Raw genomic sequence first — 14,843 nt, 5'->3', positions numbered from 1 at the left:
CGTGAGCATGTACGGACTGACTCGCTCGCTGCTCTTCAAGCTGGACGCGGAAGCCGCGCACCAGTGGGGAGTCTGGGGGCTGCGACAGCTGGGACACTCGCGCGACTTGTGCGAGTCCCTGCGGGAGCGGGCGCTGGAGGGCGCGACAGCGTCGCTCGCGGTGGAGGTCGCCGGGCTGCGCTTCGCCCACCCGGTGGCCCTGGCCGCGGGCCTGGACAAGGACGCGGAGGCGGTGGACGGCCTGTTCGCCTGCGGCTTCTCCGCCGTGGAGGTGGGCACCGTCACGCCCCGCCCCCAGCCCGGCAACCCGACGCCGCGCCTGTTCCGCCTGCCGGAGCACCAGGCCGTCATCAACCGCATGGGCTTCAACAACCACGGCGCCGCCGTGGCCGCCGAGCACCTGCGAAGGCGCGCCTGGCACCCCGGCCCCGTCGGGGTGAACCTGGGCAAGAACAAGGACACGCCGCTGGAGCGCGCGGCGGAGGACTACGTCGCGTGCGTGGACGCGCTCGCGCCCCTGGGTGACTACGTGGTGGTCAACGCGTCGTCCCCCAACACCCCGGGCCTGCGCAAGCTGCAGGAGCCGGAGGTGCTCTCGGCGCTGCTGGCCACGGTGCGGGCGCGGCTGGACACCGTCGCGCCGGGCAAGCCGCTGTTCCTCAAGATCGCCCCGGACCTGACGCCCGAGGCGGTGGACGAGGTGGTGGACGTGGCGCTGGCCCAGAAGCTCGCCGGCCTCATCGCCACCAACACCACGGTGGCCCGTCCCTTCGAGCACCCGCTCGCGAAGGAGGCCGGCGGCCTGTCCGGCGCCCCCGTGCGGGCGGCCGCCAACGCCGTCATCGCGCGCGCGTACCAGCGCTCCGGCGGGAAGCTGCCCATCATCGGCGTGGGCGGCGTCTTCAGCGCCGCGGATGTGGTCCAGAAGCTTCGCGCGGGCGCGTCCCTGGTGCAGGTCTACACGGGCTTCATCTACGAGGGACCGGGCATGGTGCGAGGGCTCCTGCCCACGCTGGCCCAGATGCTCGCGCGCGATGGGTACACGAGCGTCGCCCAGTGGGTGGGCGCGGATCACCGCGCGGACGCCCCCTGAAACACGAAGGGCCCCTCGCTCCGCCATGGGAGGACGAGGGGCCCCGCGTAAAAAAGTGAGCGCTCGCCGGCGCCTTGGAGTTTCACCGGCGAGCGCCCCGGGCCGCCTGACTTGGAGACGGGCCTCGAAAGCTATTCCTGGACGGACAGCGAGCCTCCGACAGTGCTCACTTCCACCGTGTGGGTGCCCGCGCCATAGGTCTTCTTCTTCGACCCGAGGCTGACAGAGCTCCCGTTGAAACTGCCCCCCACGGAACTGAATTCCACCTGCGCGTCCGCTCGCTCCGGCAGCTTCAGCCGGACGTTGCCCGACACCGTACTGATCTCTGTGTCCTCGAGCTTCCGGGGAGCCAGTACCACCTCCCCCTCAACGCTGCTCACCGACAAACGTCGCTCCGAGCCGTTCACTTCCACACGGCCGTTGACGGTGGAGTGCTTCTGCGGGCCCGTCACCCCCTTCACCACCACCCCCGCGTTCACCACCGACACTTCCAGCTCGGACGCCTTCGGCACCTTCACCACGAAGCGCACTGCCCCCGCCGTGCCCTTGCACGACTGCCACCGCTCCTCGCAGGGGCCACAGCACGTCCTCGCCCGCACGTGGTCACCCTCCTGGGTGACCTCGACTTCCATCCGAGGACCGGAATCTCCTGGATTTTCCGGAACAGCCTCGATTACCACACTATTCCCGTCTACCGCATCTACGCGAACAGCGCCATTAACATTGGACAGATGAACCTGAGGGGTTCCGTCCGTGTCGAACTTCCAGGTCTGGGTCGCCGGCGCGGCGGCGAGGATGGCCAGGAGGGGCAGCAACATGGCGGGTGCTCCGAGGTAGGGTAGGTCCACCCCACCCTACGGAGGAGCCGGCCTCCCCATTGCCGGCGAACGACGCGAAGTATCCACGCCGGTCTGACATTCCCTGGTTAGGGGCCGTGGACCACGCGTTGGTACAGCGCGTCATGGAGCCGGATGAGGCGCTCCAGGGACAGCTCGCGGGCGACGAAGTCCCGGGCGGAGCGGCCCATGCGGCGGGCCTTCTCGGGATCAGCGAGGAGCTGGCTGATGGCCTGGGCGAGCTGGGCGGGGCGCTCGGCGGGGACGACGAGCCCGCGCTCGCCGTCGCGCACCAGGTCCGTGTTGCCGCCCACGCGCGTCACCACCATGGGCAGGCCCGCGGCCATGCCCTCCATGATGGCGTTGGACATGCCCTCCGCGCTGGAGCACAGCACGCCCACGGTGGCGCGCGACAGGATGGCGGCCACGTCCGTGCGGTGACGCAGGAAGTGGACGGTGTCGGAGACGCCCAGCTCCGCGGCCAGCTTCTCCAGGCCCTTTCGCCGGGGGCCGTCGCCCACGAGGAAGGCATGCAGCGGCGTGCCGCCGTGGTGGAGCATGGCCAGGGCGAGCAGCAGATCCTCCTGGCGCTTCACCGGGTGGTTCATGTTGGCGACGTGCACGAGCACTGGCGCGTCACCGGTGTCCGGCAGCGGCGCCTTGAGGCCCTCGCGCATGCGCGCATCGAAGCGGGCCAGGTCCAGGCCGTTGTGGATGACGGACACGCGGGAGGCGGGCAGGCCCTCCTCCTCCACCAGCATGCGGCGGATGGCCTCCGCGTTGGCCACCACGTGGTCCGCCATGGCCGTCAGCCGCGAGTGCACGGCGCGCCGGGCGGTGCCCTGCCAGTGGGACAGGTCCAACCGGCCGACGATGACCTTCACGCCGGCGAGCTTCGCGGCGGGCACGGCGATGAGCGTGGAGTAGAAGTCGTGCACGTGGACCAGGTCCACGCGGTTGGACTTCAGCCACCGGGCCATGCGCATCACCTGGTACGCGGTGTTGGGCTGCGCGACGGAGCCCTTGAGCGGGAAGCTCTCCGCGGTGTGGCCCAGCTTCCACACCGCGCCCATCAACGGGCCCGCGTCCTCGAGCACGGCGACCTGGAGCTGGTAGCTGGGGGGCAGGCCCCTGAGCAGCTCCAGCACCTGCACCTCCGTCCCGCCGATGTGGAACGAGCGGGTGAACTGCACCAGGCGCATGGGCCTGGCTCCCATTATCGCCTCTTCACGCCGCATGTCCCGACCCCTCCCACGCCCCCACCGGTGCGGCGGACGCGCGCCCCTCCGGCACGCCCTGCGTCTGCGTCGCCTCCTCCGCCCGGGCGATGCGGTGCGCCGCGGCGGCCAGGCCGAAGAGCACGTAGCAGTGCGCGGAGAGGATGTAGCCGGAGAACAAATCACACACGAGATAGCCGGCCACCGCGGCCGACAGCGCTCGCGCCATCCACCCCATCGAGCGGCTGGCGGACGCGGCGAACGCCCCGCCCGACGCGCCTCCCGCGAACACCAGGAAGAAGGCCAGGCCCACCCAGCCCAGCTCTCCGATGACGTCCAGGAAGATGTTGTGCGCCACGTACGCGCGCGTCGCCTCCGGAGGCGCGTACTCCGCCCAGGCGTAGCGGAAGCTGCCCGCGCCCACGCCCAACAGCGGCTTGTCCAGGCTCATGCGGCTGGCCACCTGCCACGCGTAGACGCGGCCCATGGCGGACGCGTCCTCGTGGAAGGCCGCCACCGTCTCGTTGCGCGCCCAGAAGCTGTCCGGCGCGAACACCACCAGGCCCACCACGAAGAGCGAGCCCACGACGATGGCCTGGATGCGGCGCTTCTCGCGGAAGGCCCACATGCCCATCGCGACGGACAGGCCGATGAAGCCGCCGCGCGAGTGCGACAGGACGATGGCCACCACCGCCAGCACCGCCGCCACCAGACAGGCGATGCGCCACACCCAGGCGCTCCCCTTGCGGGCCACGAAGGCGACGGCCAGCGGCACCACCAGCACCAGGTTCATGGCCATGTGGTTCGGGTCCGCGTACACGCCCACCCAGCGCGCGCGGAAGCCCTCCACCAGGTCCTCGCCCACCATGTACCAGTTGATGACGCCGATGGACGTCACCACCGACGCCAGCACCATGGCGCCGCACACGACGACCAGTCGCTTGCCGCTGGTGATGACGTTGACGAGCGTCAGGTAGATGGCCGTCAGCTTGAGCAGCTCGATGCCCGTGTAGCGCGCCACCTCGGCGTTCACCGCCCACGACACGGACAGCACCGCCAGCGAGGAGAAACCGATGAGCGCCCACCCTCGCGCTCCGTCCAGGTAGAGCGGCTCGCCGCGCCCCAACCTCCGAATCAACATCAAACCCGCCGCCACCACCGACGTCATCAGCGCCAGCCGCAGCGGCGCCAAGGCCGGAATCCATTCGCCCGGCACCGCGTACATCACCGCGGCGAACGCGGTCAGCGAATAGAAGGCCCACACGTCACGGCGCTGCCCCTGCTCTCCCGGCACCATGTCCCTCCTCCTCTGGCAGTCACGCGCGTACACCTCCGCGTGGGCCTGCCTGAAAGCAGAGGGCGTGCCAGGATTCGGGCTCGCAACCACCTGGATCTTCTCGGCCCTGGAGGGCTTCCGGGCACGGAGACCCTCCCAGACTGAAAAAGCTACGGCACCGGACTGCTCTCCATCGGAAGGACTTCAGAGGCCACGGGGCTCCACGTCGTGTCCTCGAGCCAGGCCGCGCCCAGCTCCTCCAGCAGCTTCGCGAGGGTCACGCCCACCATGCGGCGCAGCTCCTCGCGAGCCGTCTCGGGCACCGCGCCCGTCAGGCCCGCCAGCGCGCGTTCAGTCGCGGACGCGAGCAGCCGGGGCGCCTGGGGGGTGCCCTCGAACAGCCGGGCGCCCAGCTCCGCCCCACGGCCCAGCGGCACGGGGCGCGCCTCCGCCCGGCCGTCCAGGATGGCCATGGCCACCACGGCGGCGAACAGGCGAGGGACCCCCAGCGATTCGAGCGGCGCGCCGAAGCGGGCCACGGCCTGGCGCGCGGACTCGGGCGTCCCGCCGAGCACGCCGCGCAGCACGTCCACCTGCGCCTCCGCGCGCGTGAGCACCGCCTCGCTGGCGGCGATCTCCCGCAGGGAGCGGAAGGGCACCGGCTCCGCGCCCTCCACCTTGAGGGCGCGACGAGGCCGCTTGCGGCGCAGGGCCTCCAGCGCGGCGGCCTCCTCCGGCAGCACCAGCAGCACGCCGTCCACCACCGCGCCCGGGGACTTCGCCAGCCGGTCCGCGCGGTACTTGAGCTGGAGCGTCAGCGTGAAGCCCGTCTGGAAGACGCGCCGGAGGGGCACGTCGCGCAGCACCTCCGTCGCCTGCGAGGGGTCCGCGCCCGTCAGGTACTCCAGGCCGAGCGACAGGGAGTCGCGCGTCATCTCCCCCACCCGGCGCACGGCGTCCAGGTCACCCGGGTCCTCCAGCTCCGCGACGAGCGCCGCGTTGGCCACGCCGGCGAGCTCGTCCTCGGCGTTCTGCCGCTCCAGCGCCGTCAGTCCCCGGAAGGACGCCTCCAGGTAGTCCACGTGGCCCTGCGAGGCGGCGAGCGCGCTGGTGACGAGGGGCTTCTTCGGCGCGGCCAGGTCCACGCGGCTGAAGAGCGCCACCGCGTCCTCCAGCGCCGGGAAGCCCATGTCCACCAGGCGCCCCTTGCGGAACTGGAAGGCCGTCTCCTCCAGCTCGCCAGGAATCTCCCAGCGCACGGCCTCCAGCAGGCGCACCGCCTCGAAGGGGTTCTCCGCGATGAGGTCGTTGACGAGCGCGCGCACGGCGGACATCTCCACGCCCTCGGTGGTGATCTCCACCAGGTAGCGCCCCTCGGGCGTCTCCAGCGTCACGCCCTGCGGGTTCACGTCCGGGTTCTCCTCCCGGTCGTGCAGCACGACGAACTCGCGCAGCACCAGCTCCAGCACCTCCAGGTCCAACGCGTGCAGCTTGCGCAGGTACTCGCTGGTGTCGTCGAAGCCGCCGCGCGCGGCGCGCAGCCACGTGAGGGCGGCGTGCGAGTCCACCTTGTCGCGCTTCCACGCGCCCAGGTCCACGAAGGCGCGGAACTGCGCGGGAGACGCGAGCTGTACGAGCTCCGTCGCGTCCGCCAGGCCCACCTCCTGGATGGTGAGGTAGAGGCTCTCCGGAGGCAGGGCGCGCACCACCGCGCCCGCATCCGCGCCCTCCAGCAGCGCTTCCATCCGCCGCCGGGGCGACAGCCCCATCAACCGCTGCTGCAGCTCGCGCAAGGCGAGCTGCGAATCCCTGCCATTTCCCTTGCCGTTCTCGGACACGGCGGCGTGCCTACCACAGGGCCCCTCCCACCGGGAGGGGAACACCGCCCGAGCAGCCACTACCCGATGGAGTCGTCCTGGGCGGCTTCCGCGCGCAGGCGGGAGGCCCTGCCGAAGGTGTCCAGCAACGCACCCCAGACCTCGTCCACGCCCCGCCGCTCCGTCGAGGAGAACGGCAGCACCGCCTCCGGCGGCAGGTCCATCAGCTTCGCCAGCTCCTGGAGCCGGGGGCGCGTCTTCGCCTTGGTGAGGCGATCGATCTTGGTGGCGACCACCATCACCTTGCGCTTGTGGGCCTGGAGGTAGTCGAGCGTGGCCAGGTCGTCCGGCGTGGGCCCCACCTCCGCGTCGATGATGCTCACCACGACCTCCAGGCGGTGACGCTTCTCCAGGTAGGTGGTGATCATCTTCTCCCACTGGGCCTTGTCCGTCTTGCTGGCGCGGGCGAAGCCGTAGCCGGGCAGGTCACACAGGCGCACCTGGTAGCGGGCGGTGCCGCGCTCCAGGTCCACGTCGAAGAAGTTGAGCGTGCGCGTGCGTCCGGGCGTGTTCGACACGCGCACCAGCTTCTTGCGATGGGTGAGCGTGTTGATCATGGAGGACTTGCCCACGTTGGAGCGGCCCACGAAGGCCACCTCCGCGGTGTGCCCCTGCGGATAGCCCTTGGGCTCCACGGCGGTGATGACGAAGCGGGCGTCGAGAATCTTGATCACGTAGCGGCTATTTCTTCGCGGTGGCGGGAGGAGGCGTCGTCGAGGCGGCCTCGGTCCGGGCGGCGCGACGGGCGCGCTCGGCGGACCAGTGGTCGATGGCCTTCAGCGACTCCTTGAAATCGAACGGCCGCAGGGAGGGCGAGGAGGCGTCATGGCAGGAGCGGCACTGCTTCTCGGATGGGTCCACCAGCCCCACCAGCCGCGCCAGCTCCGGGTCCTTCATCACGTACTCCGGCGAGTAGTACTGCCCCCCACCGTGACATGTCTCACAGCTCACACTCGCCTGCGTCTGGGCCACCTGGTCCGGCGAGTGGCACGACAGGCAGCGGCCGTCCTTCTGCTGCTGCTCGGACAGGGAGCTCACGGCCCGGGCGTGCTTGGACTGCATCCACGCCTCGTAGGCCTCCGGGTGGCAGCCCTTGCAGCTGTCCGCGCCGACGAAATCAGCCGCGCCCGCCACGCCGCAGAGGGACAGCAGGAGGACGGGCAGGAGCCGGATGCCAGGAGCACGCATGACCTCGCGAAGTAACACTCCCCCCCGGACGGGGCAAGGCGTCTCGTGGTTGAATGCCAGCGGGAATCGTCCGTTGAAAAGAGAGGGCAGCGCTTGAGCCCCGCCCGCCCTTTCCATTAGGGAGGATGTCGTGATGAGGACCTTGATTGCGCTCGCCGTGGTTGCCTTCGCCCTTCCCGCTGTCGCCAAGCCCTGGCAGGGCGTGGAGCCCGGCGTCACCAAGAAGGACGAGGTGGTCAAGAAGTTCGGGGAGCCCTCGCGCACCGTGAGCCAGGACGGCAAGGAGACCATCGCCTACCTGGGCAAGGAGGCCATCAAGGGCACCAGCCAGGCGCAGTTCAAGGTGGACGCCGGCGGGGTCATCGAGCGCATCGACGTGTTCCCCGGGCCCATCATCGACAAGGAGACCATCGAGACCAGCTACGGCCCCGCGTGCCCCTCGGGTCCGGTGCCGGCGGCGCCCTGCTACCAGCGCAAGCTGACGGACGACTTCCGCACCTACTTCCTCTACCCCAAGCTGGGGCTGGCCATCTTCTTCAACGAGGACGGCAAGACGGTGCAGTCGCTCACGTTCACCACGCAGAAGGCCGCGAAGTAGGCCCGCGCCCCGTGCACGTCTTCGGGCTGACGGGCGGCATCTCCTCTGGCAAGAGCACCGTCACCCGGATGCTGCGGGAGCTGGGCGCGGAGGTCCTCGACGCGGACGTGCTGGCCCGCGAGGTGGTGGAGCCGGGCACCCCCGGGCTCGCCGCCATCATGGAGCGCTTCCCCGGGGTGGTGGGCCCGGATGGCCGGTTGGATCGGGCGAAGCTGGGCGCGCGCGTCTTCGGCAACGACGAGGAGCGCGCCGCCCTCAACGCCATCACCCACCCCCTGGTGCGGGAGGCCTTCGTGGAGAAGGTCCAGGCCCTGGAGGCCCGGGGCGTCACCCGGGTGGTCTACGACGTCCCGCTGCTCGTCGAGTCCGGGATGCATGCGTGGATGGAGGGCACGGCGGTGGTGTGGGTGCCCCGGGACGTGCAGAAGGCGCGGCTGATGGCGCGCGACGGGCTGGACGCGGCGGCGGCCGAGGCGCGGCTGGCCTCCCAGCTGCCCCTGGACGAGAAGCGGGCGGTGGCCACGTGGGTCATCGACAACAGCCGGGATCTGACGTCCACCCGGGAGCAAGTGGAGTCGGTCTGGCGCGCCATGCTCGCGTGCGGCTGACGGGCGAGTATGCTGCGCGCGCAATGAGCGAGACGCGCAAGAAGGCCGGCGGCGGAACGTACTTCATCACCGGCTACCCCGGGTTCATCGGCAAGCGGCTGGTGGAGCACATCGCCCGCGAGGACCCGAAGGGCCATGTGTACGCGCTGGTCCAGCCCAAGGCGCTGAAGGAGGCCCAGAAGCACGCCTCCAAGCTGAAGGGCGCCACCGTGGAGCTGCTCACCGGCGACGTGGTGGACATGCACCTGGGCTTGTCGGGCGAGGAGTACCAGCGCCTGTGCGAGCGGGTGACGGACATCTTCCACCTGGCCGCCGTGGCGCAGCTGGGCGTGCCCAAGGACACCGCGTGGCGCGTCAACGTGGACGGCACGCGCAACATGCTGGAGCTGGCGCGCGACTGCGAGCACCTGGCGCGCTTCAACCACTTCTCCACCTGCTACGTGTCCGGCGACCGGCTGGGCGTCATCGCCGAGGACGAGCTGGACCGGGGCCAGGGGTTCAGGAACCCGTACGAGGAGACCAAGTTCCAGGCGGAGCGGCTGGTGACGCGCGCGGGGGCCACGCTGCCCGTGACGGTGTACCGGCCCTCCAGCGTGGTGGGTGACTCGCGCACGGGGGAGATCGACAAGTTCGAGGGGCCCTACTACCTGGGCATCCTGCTGGTGACGTCGCCGCTCGTGGTGCCGCTGCCGCTGCCGGGCAACGGCGTGGCGCCGCTCAACGTGGTGCCGGTGGACTACGTGGTGGAGGCGGTGTGGCGGCTGTCGAAGGACCCTCGCGCGGCGGGGCGCACCTTCCACCTGGTGGACCCGAACCCCATGAGCGCGCGGCGCGTGTACGAGCTCATCGCGGAGAAGGCGAACAAGAAGCTGCCGCGCTTCAACCTGTCCGCGCGCGCCGCCGATGTCATGCTGCGGCTGCCGGTGTTGGAGAAGCTGGCGCGTCCGCAGCGCGCGGCCATCAGCTACGTGAACCACCTGGCCATCTACAACTGCCACAACACGCTGGAGCTGCTCGATGGCTCGGGGGTGCGCTGCCCTCCCCTGTCGTCGTATCTGGACCAGCTGGTGACGTACGTGCGTGAGCAGTACCGCAAGCGCCGGGAGGGCTCCGAGGTGGAGGATCCGCTGGACCAGGGCACCGCGACGGGGTGAGTTCGTGGGATGGGCGCGGGGCCGGCCGTGCTAGACAAGACGGCCTCATGGCACGCACGTTCCAGGTAGGCGACACCTTCACGCATGTCCGCGAGTGCGACCTGTACCGGCCGATCTACTACGCGGGCGCATCCGGGGACTTCAATCCCATCCACATCGACCCGGAGGTCGGCAAGGTGGCCGGCCTGGGCGGCGTCATCCTCCAGGGGTTGTGCACCTTGGGCTGGGCGGTGGAGGCCGTGGCCGTCTTCGTGGGAGACCCGGGCCGCATCCGCAGGGTGAAGGTGCGCTTCTCGCGCCCCGTGCGCCCGGAAGACACCGTGACGTTCGAGGGCAAGGTGACGTCCATCGAGGGCGACCGGATGGTCACCGAAGTCACCGCCACCAATCAGCGCGGCGAGGCCGTCCTCAAGGGCGCCGTCGTCGAAGCCTCCCTGGGATAGACAACCATGGCCATCGACAAGCGCTTCATCGGCCGGGAATACGGCCCGTACTCGTACACGATTGGCGCGGAGAAGCTGCGCGAGTTCGCGCTGGCCCTGGGCGGCGCGCACCCGTCCGCGGGCACGTTGGGAGAAGCCCCCGCGCACGTCAGTCCCCTCCTCCACGACGAGCAGGCCGCGAAGGCCGGACCGTATGGAGACTTGATTGCGTTCCCCAGCTTCGCCGTCGTCTTCGCCATCCGGCCCTTCGGCTCGGCGGTGGCGGACCCCGAGCTGGGCGTGAATCTGCTGATGCTGGTGCACGGCGAGCAGGAGCTGGAGTTCCTGGACGTCATGCGGCCGGGTGACGTCATGAGCACCACGGGCCGCATCGCGAACATCTTCGAGAAGGCGGGCATGGAGTTCGTCGTCGTCACCAGCGAGTCGCGCAACCAGCGCGGCGACGTGGTGGTGAAGGGCACCTGGACCGCCGTCATCCGCGGCGGGTAGGCCCAGGCGCCATGAGGATCGCCGTCTGCGGAACCCATCGCGCGGGCAAGTCGACGCTCCTCGAGGAGCTGACGGAGCTGCTGCCCTCTTCCTACGTGACGGTGGATGAGCCGTACCACCAGCTGGAGGAAGAGGGGCACGAGTTCGCGCAGCCTCCGTCCCTCGAGGACTTCGAGGCGCAGCTGGTTCGCTCCCTCGAGAACCTGGCGGAGGAGGACGGGCGCGACGTGTTGTTCGACCGCTGTCCCGTGGACTTCCTCGGCTATCTGCAGGCCCACGAGGACGGTGATGCGTTCGACCTGGACGCGTGGCTGCCGCGAGTGCGCGAGGCGCTCGGAAAGCTCGACCTGGTGGTGTTCGTCGGCATCGAATCCCGGGACCGGATTGCGCTCTCCTCCTCGGAGGACGCGGAGCTGCGGCAGTCGGTGGATGAGAAGTTGAAGGAGCTGCTCCTTGACGACCCGCATGGGCTCGACGTGGAGGTGCTCGAAGTCGAAGGGAGTCCGAGGACACGCGCGAAGCAGGTCCTCGAGCACCTCTCACGGTGACGAGACGCCCGCCGCGGCGGCTCACACGCGAAGGAGGTGCTCCACCGCTTCACGCTCCTCCCGAAGGGAGCCCTGCTCCGACTTCGACAAGGCCAGGGTGTCCAGCTCTCTCAGCAGGGACTTCGCCCTCTGCGCGTCGTCCAACACCACGGCCAGCTCCGCGCGCGCAAGGCACGCACGTGCCCGCTCCACCACCGTCCCCCCGTCGGGCTTCTTCAGCGCGACGTCCAGGACCTTCGCCGCGGAGGCATCGTCGTTCTTGAAGTCGCGCAAGCGGCGCGCGGTCTTCAGCGCCTTGGCCAGGGCGGACTGGGGCTCCTGTCCGTCATCCCCGTGGCCCGAGCGCTCGTCACGACGGATGAAGATGACCGAGTTCCCTGACGGGTCGACGACGGTGAAGCGCGACTGCCCCGTCCGCATCCGGGTGATTCGCGGGACGCCGCGCAGGGGCAGCTTTCCGTACTGCTCGCGCAGGGAGCTCGCGAAGCGTTCGTGCAGGCGTTCGACCTCATCCACGATGATGAGGCAGGTGCTGAAGGCCGTCGCCGGGTCCAGTCCCTTCAGTCCGAAGAAGTGGAGGTGAGCGCCCCCGCGCCGGGTCGCCGCGTAGGGGTTCGGCGTGCGCTGCTGGTACGTCACGTCGAAGCCCAGCAAGCCGTAGAACGCGAGCGTCGATTCCAGTTCGACACAGGGCAACGCCGGGATGCTGGCATCCGCATGCATGGCAGGTGCTCCTCTTCAACGGAGGTCCTGGAGAAAACCGCACCACAAGACAGCAACCTGTCATTTCGACAATGACCTGTCAATCAGACCGAACGGAAGAGGAGGGACAGCAGGCGAAGCGAGACTCAGGCGGCGGCGATGACGCCTTCGTCGAGGAGCTGCGCGAGGATGCGGGCGGTATCCAGCCGCGTCATCCCCGACAGCGAGAACAGGTCCTCGAACGTCACGGCGCCGTCGATTTGCGCGAGCACGAAGCCCGCGCGGTGGTCCAGGCTGAGCCAGATGATGTCGTCCGCCTGGAGCCGGACGCGAGGCACCCGCCCCAAATCACCGAGCTTCGACTCCAGCATCGCCATCAACATCCGCTCGCTGCGAGCCCGCAGCGCCTCGACGCGAGGGTCCCCCGGCGCCAGCTCCTGCGCCTTGAACAGCAGGTCCACCGCGCCCGAGTGGTCATCCAGCTCCAGCAGGTCCGCCGCGCCTCGCAGCAGCCGGTCCAGCTCGCTCTCCGTGGGGGGGACGCCGTACTCGTCCGTCTCGCCCTCGGGGATGCCGTACTCCTGCGTCGTGGACTCGTCGCGCGCGAGCAACTCCAGCACGTCGCTCCCCGGCGAGGGCTCATCGACGTCGGGAATCAGGACGCTGGGAGAGCGCTCCTCGTCCTCCTCGTCCAGCGGCCCGCCCTCCCCTTCCGCCCACGCGCCCCAGTCGCCCTCCAGCGAGGCCAACGGCGTGCCGCGCGTCCCTGCGTCCAGCGGGCCCGGCGAGAACGGAGAGCTCTTCCCCGGAGAGGCCTCCAGCGCGGCCAGACAATCCCGCGCGCGGACGTTCTGCGGGTCCAGCTCCAGCGCCCGCTCGAAGAGCTTCTGCGCGCCCTGGGCGTCGCCGCTCAGGCGCAGCCACAGTCCGGCCTCGACGAGCTGGTTGGCGCGCTGGCTGCCCATCTATCGCCCCACACCGCCGCGCGCGGAGCCCTTGAGCTGCGCGAGACACCCGGCGAGCAGCTCACACGCCCGGCCCAGCGCGGCCACGTCCTCGTTGGCGCGGACCTGTCGCGCGTGCTCCAGCACCTGCTCGGCGCGAGGCACCGCGTCCGGCGTCAACCCGCCACCGCCCGGCAACAGCCGCGCCCGCGTCAGCGCGTCCATGACGTCGCGCGCGAGCGTGTCCAGCTCCACGCGCTTGGTCTTCAACTCCTCGGAGATGCGCGCAGCCATGAGGTAGCCACGCTGCTCGTCCATGATGCGCTTGAGCTCCTCCTCGGTGAGGCCGCTGGACGCGGTGACGGTGATGGACTGGCGCAGCCCCGTGTCCCTGTCCCGCGCGGAGACGGACACGATGCCCTCCGCGTTGATGTCGAACGTCACCTCGATCTCCACCTGCCCGCGAAGCGCCTCGCGAAGACCGGTGAGGACGAACTCGCCCAACAGTTCGTTCTGGTGCGCCAGCTCGTGCTCGCCCTGGAGCACCATGATCTTCACCAGTCGCTGGAAGTCCTTCGACGTCGCGAAGACCTCCGTGGCGGACGTGGGCACCGTGGTGTTCTTCGGGATGATGCGCCGCACGAAGCCGCCGGCGATGGCCACGCCCAGGCTCTGGGGCGTGACATCCAGGAGCAACAGCTCGCTCTCCTGCGCCACCAGCGCGTGCGCCTGCACCGCCGCGCCCAGGGCCACCACCTCCTCGGGGTGCACACCCTTGCACGGCTCGCGGCGGAAGTAGCCGCGCACGGCCTCCACCACCTTCGGCATGCGCGACATGCCGCCGACCAGGATGACCTCCTTCAGCTCCGACGCGCGCACCCCCGCCTCACCCAGCACCTCCGTGGTGATGCCCACCACGCGCTCGGCCAGGTCCGCCGTCAAGTCCTCCAGCTTCTCGCGCGACAGCGCCGCTTGCAGGTGCAGCGCCGCGCTCCCGCCCGGCGGCGTGCTGATGAACGGCAGGTTGATCTGCGCCTCGCGCACGCTGGACAGCTCGACCTTCGCCTTCTCCGCCGCGTCCTTGAGCCGCTGCAACGCCATGCGGTCCTTGCGCAGGTCGATGCCGTGCTCCTTCGCGAAGCCGAAGACGAGCCACTCGATGATGCGGTTGTCCCAGTCCTCGCCGCCCAGGTACGTGTCGCCGCCCGTCCCCACCACGTCGAAGACGCCCTGGTTGATCTCCAGCACCGACACGTCGAACGTGCCGCCGCCCAAATCCAGCACCGCCACGCGGCCGTTCACCGTGCGGCTGAAGCCGTACGCCAGCGCCGCCGCGGTGGGCTCGTTGATGATGCGCAGCACATCCAGCCCGGCGATGCGGCCCGCGTCCTTCGTCGCTTGGCGCTGGGCGTCGTTGAAGTACGCCGGCACCGTGACGACGGCCTTCGTCACCGGCCTGCCGAAGTGCGCCTCCGCGTCCGCCTTCAGCTCCTGGAGGATCATCGCGCTGAGCTCCGGGACGGACAGGTCCTTGCCCCCCATCCGGATGCGCAGGTCGTCGTGCTGTCCGACGACCACCTCGTAGGGCAGCGAGCGCAGCGCGTCCTGCACCTCGTGCGAGGAGAACTTGCGGCCGATGAGCCGCTTGGCGGCGTACACCGTCTCCTGTGGGTTGGTGATGGCCTGACGCTTGGCGATGCCGCCCACCAGGCGCTTGCCGTTCTTCGACACCGCCACCACGGACGGCGTCAGCGCCATGCCGGTGCGGTTCTTGATGACGACGGGCTGCCCGTCCTGGACGGTCGCGACGATGCTGTTCGTCGTGCCCAGGTCGATGCCAATGAGAGGTTCGGACTCAGCCATGGGTGAG

The 14,843-nt window shown here is 70.0% G+C and carries 16 protein-coding genes; 7 read left to right on the top strand and 9 right to left on the bottom strand.

Annotated elements, in window-relative coordinates:
- Window positions 1-7 precede the first annotated feature (7 nt).
- Window positions 8-1,093, top strand: coding sequence for a quinone-dependent dihydroorotate dehydrogenase (locus tag LXT21_RS27175; RefSeq protein ID WP_254041104.1), 1,086 nt, complete (start codon window positions 8-10; stop codon window positions 1,091-1,093).
- Between the two features lie 131 nt (window positions 1,094-1,224).
- Here LXT21_RS27175 and LXT21_RS27170 read toward each other — a convergent pair whose 3' ends face one another.
- The 6 genes from LXT21_RS27170 to LXT21_RS27145 form a co-directional block, all read right to left on the bottom strand.
- Window positions 1,225-1,911 (bottom strand): DUF4097 family beta strand repeat-containing protein, encoded by a 687-nt coding sequence (locus LXT21_RS27170; RefSeq protein WP_254041103.1) that lies wholly within the window; start codon window positions 1,909-1,911, stop codon window positions 1,225-1,227.
- A gap of 107 nt (window positions 1,912-2,018) precedes the next feature.
- A complete protein-coding gene (gene exoK, locus LXT21_RS27165) occupies window positions 2,019-3,167 on the bottom strand; it encodes a spore coat polysaccharide biosynthesis glycosyltransferase ExoK (RefSeq protein WP_254041102.1) in 1,149 nt (382 codons plus the stop codon).
- On the bottom strand, window positions 3,157-4,443 hold the full coding sequence (gene exoJ, locus LXT21_RS27160) for a spore coat polysaccharide polymerase ExoJ (protein WP_254041101.1): 1,287 nt from the start codon (window positions 4,441-4,443) through the stop codon (window positions 3,157-3,159). Before exoJ ends, exoK begins: the two co-directional genes overlap by 11 nt.
- A gap of 149 nt (window positions 4,444-4,592) precedes the next feature.
- Window positions 4,593-6,260, bottom strand: a complete 1,668-nt coding sequence (locus LXT21_RS27155) for a DUF6178 family protein (protein WP_254041100.1) — start codon at window positions 6,258-6,260, stop codon at window positions 4,593-4,595.
- A 59-nt stretch (window positions 6,261-6,319) separates the two neighbouring features.
- On the bottom strand, window positions 6,320-6,973 hold the full coding sequence (yihA, locus tag LXT21_RS27150; protein WP_254041099.1) for a ribosome biogenesis GTP-binding protein YihA/YsxC: 654 nt from the start codon (window positions 6,971-6,973) through the stop codon (window positions 6,320-6,322).
- A 7-nt stretch (window positions 6,974-6,980) separates the two neighbouring features.
- Entirely contained in the window at window positions 6,981-7,487 is a 507-nt protein-coding gene (locus LXT21_RS27145) for a cytochrome c family protein (protein WP_254041098.1), read from the bottom strand.
- A gap of 133 nt (window positions 7,488-7,620) precedes the next feature.
- Between LXT21_RS27145 and LXT21_RS27140 the strand changes: the two genes are divergently transcribed.
- Genes LXT21_RS27140 through LXT21_RS27115 form a run of 6 tightly spaced genes read left to right on the top strand, consistent with a single transcriptional unit; the run spans window position 7,621 to window position 11,327 of the window.
- Complete coding sequence (locus LXT21_RS27140; protein ID WP_254041097.1) at window positions 7,621-8,085, top strand: hypothetical protein; 465 nt, start codon at window positions 7,621-7,623, stop codon at window positions 8,083-8,085.
- 11 nt (window positions 8,086-8,096) lie between these two features.
- Window positions 8,097-8,693 (top strand): dephospho-CoA kinase, encoded by a 597-nt coding sequence (coaE, locus tag LXT21_RS27135; protein ID WP_254041096.1) that lies wholly within the window; start codon window positions 8,097-8,099, stop codon window positions 8,691-8,693.
- 23 nt (window positions 8,694-8,716) lie between these two features.
- The gene (locus LXT21_RS27130; protein WP_254041095.1) at window positions 8,717-9,847 is read left to right on the top strand and encodes an SDR family oxidoreductase; all 1,131 of its coding nucleotides are present in this window, start codon (window positions 8,717-8,719) and stop codon (window positions 9,845-9,847) included.
- A gap of 47 nt (window positions 9,848-9,894) precedes the next feature.
- Entirely contained in the window at window positions 9,895-10,290 is a 396-nt protein-coding gene (locus LXT21_RS27125; RefSeq protein ID WP_141332446.1) for a MaoC/PaaZ C-terminal domain-containing protein, read from the top strand.
- A gap of 6 nt (window positions 10,291-10,296) precedes the next feature.
- The gene (locus tag LXT21_RS27120; protein ID WP_254041094.1) at window positions 10,297-10,779 is read left to right on the top strand and encodes an FAS1-like dehydratase domain-containing protein; all 483 of its coding nucleotides are present in this window, start codon (window positions 10,297-10,299) and stop codon (window positions 10,777-10,779) included.
- 11 nt (window positions 10,780-10,790) lie between these two features.
- Window positions 10,791-11,327, top strand: a complete 537-nt coding sequence (locus LXT21_RS27115) for an AAA family ATPase (protein ID WP_254041093.1) — start codon at window positions 10,791-10,793, stop codon at window positions 11,325-11,327.
- A 21-nt stretch (window positions 11,328-11,348) separates the two neighbouring features.
- Here the strand turns inward: LXT21_RS27115 and LXT21_RS27110 are convergent, their stop codons facing one another.
- The 3 genes from LXT21_RS27110 to dnaK form a co-directional block, all read right to left on the bottom strand.
- Window positions 11,349-12,050, bottom strand: coding sequence for a bleomycin resistance protein (locus LXT21_RS27110; protein ID WP_254041092.1), 702 nt, complete (start codon window positions 12,048-12,050; stop codon window positions 11,349-11,351).
- A 125-nt stretch (window positions 12,051-12,175) separates the two neighbouring features.
- The gene (locus LXT21_RS27105; protein WP_254041091.1) at window positions 12,176-12,994 is read right to left on the bottom strand and encodes a tetratricopeptide repeat protein; all 819 of its coding nucleotides are present in this window, start codon (window positions 12,992-12,994) and stop codon (window positions 12,176-12,178) included.
- A complete protein-coding gene (dnaK, locus tag LXT21_RS27100; protein ID WP_254041090.1) occupies window positions 12,995-14,836 on the bottom strand; it encodes a molecular chaperone DnaK in 1,842 nt (613 codons plus the stop codon).
- Window positions 14,837-14,843 lie beyond the last annotated feature (7 nt).

Source organism: Myxococcus guangdongensis, from assembly GCF_024198255.1.
Lineage (GTDB): Bacteria > Myxococcota > Myxococcia > Myxococcales > Myxococcaceae > Myxococcus > Myxococcus guangdongensis.
This window is presented reverse-complemented; position numbering and strand designations above follow the sequence as displayed.

Excerpts from the sequence above, each read along its gene's own strand:
- LXT21_RS27175 (WP_254041104.1), top strand. The coding sequence starts at position 8 with ATGTACGGACTGACTCGCTCGCTGCTCTTCAAGCTGGACGCGGAAGCC.
- LXT21_RS27170 (WP_254041103.1), bottom strand. The coding sequence starts at position 1,911 with ATGTTGCTGCCCCTCCTGGCCATCCTCGCCGCCGCGCCGGCGACCCAG.
- exoK (WP_254041102.1), bottom strand. The coding sequence starts at position 3,167 with ATGCGGCGTGAAGAGGCGATAATGGGAGCCAGGCCCATGCGCCTGGTG.
- exoJ (WP_254041101.1), bottom strand. The coding sequence starts at position 4,443 with ATGGTGCCGGGAGAGCAGGGGCAGCGCCGTGACGTGTGGGCCTTCTAT.
- LXT21_RS27145 (WP_254041098.1), bottom strand. The coding sequence starts at position 7,487 with ATGCGTGCTCCTGGCATCCGGCTCCTGCCCGTCCTCCTGCTGTCCCTC.
- LXT21_RS27140 (WP_254041097.1), top strand. The coding sequence starts at position 7,621 with ATGAGGACCTTGATTGCGCTCGCCGTGGTTGCCTTCGCCCTTCCCGCT.
- LXT21_RS27130 (WP_254041095.1), top strand. The coding sequence starts at position 8,717 with ATGAGCGAGACGCGCAAGAAGGCCGGCGGCGGAACGTACTTCATCACC.
- LXT21_RS27125 (WP_141332446.1), top strand. The coding sequence starts at position 9,895 with ATGGCACGCACGTTCCAGGTAGGCGACACCTTCACGCATGTCCGCGAG.
- LXT21_RS27120 (WP_254041094.1), top strand. The coding sequence starts at position 10,297 with ATGGCCATCGACAAGCGCTTCATCGGCCGGGAATACGGCCCGTACTCG.
- LXT21_RS27115 (WP_254041093.1), top strand. The coding sequence starts at position 10,791 with ATGAGGATCGCCGTCTGCGGAACCCATCGCGCGGGCAAGTCGACGCTC.
- LXT21_RS27110 (WP_254041092.1), bottom strand. The coding sequence starts at position 12,050 with ATGCATGCGGATGCCAGCATCCCGGCGTTGCCCTGTGTCGAACTGGAA.
- LXT21_RS27105 (WP_254041091.1), bottom strand. The coding sequence starts at position 12,994 with ATGGGCAGCCAGCGCGCCAACCAGCTCGTCGAGGCCGGACTGTGGCTG.
- dnaK (WP_254041090.1), bottom strand. The coding sequence starts at position 14,836 with ATGGCTGAGTCCGAACCTCTCATTGGCATCGACCTGGGCACGACGAAC.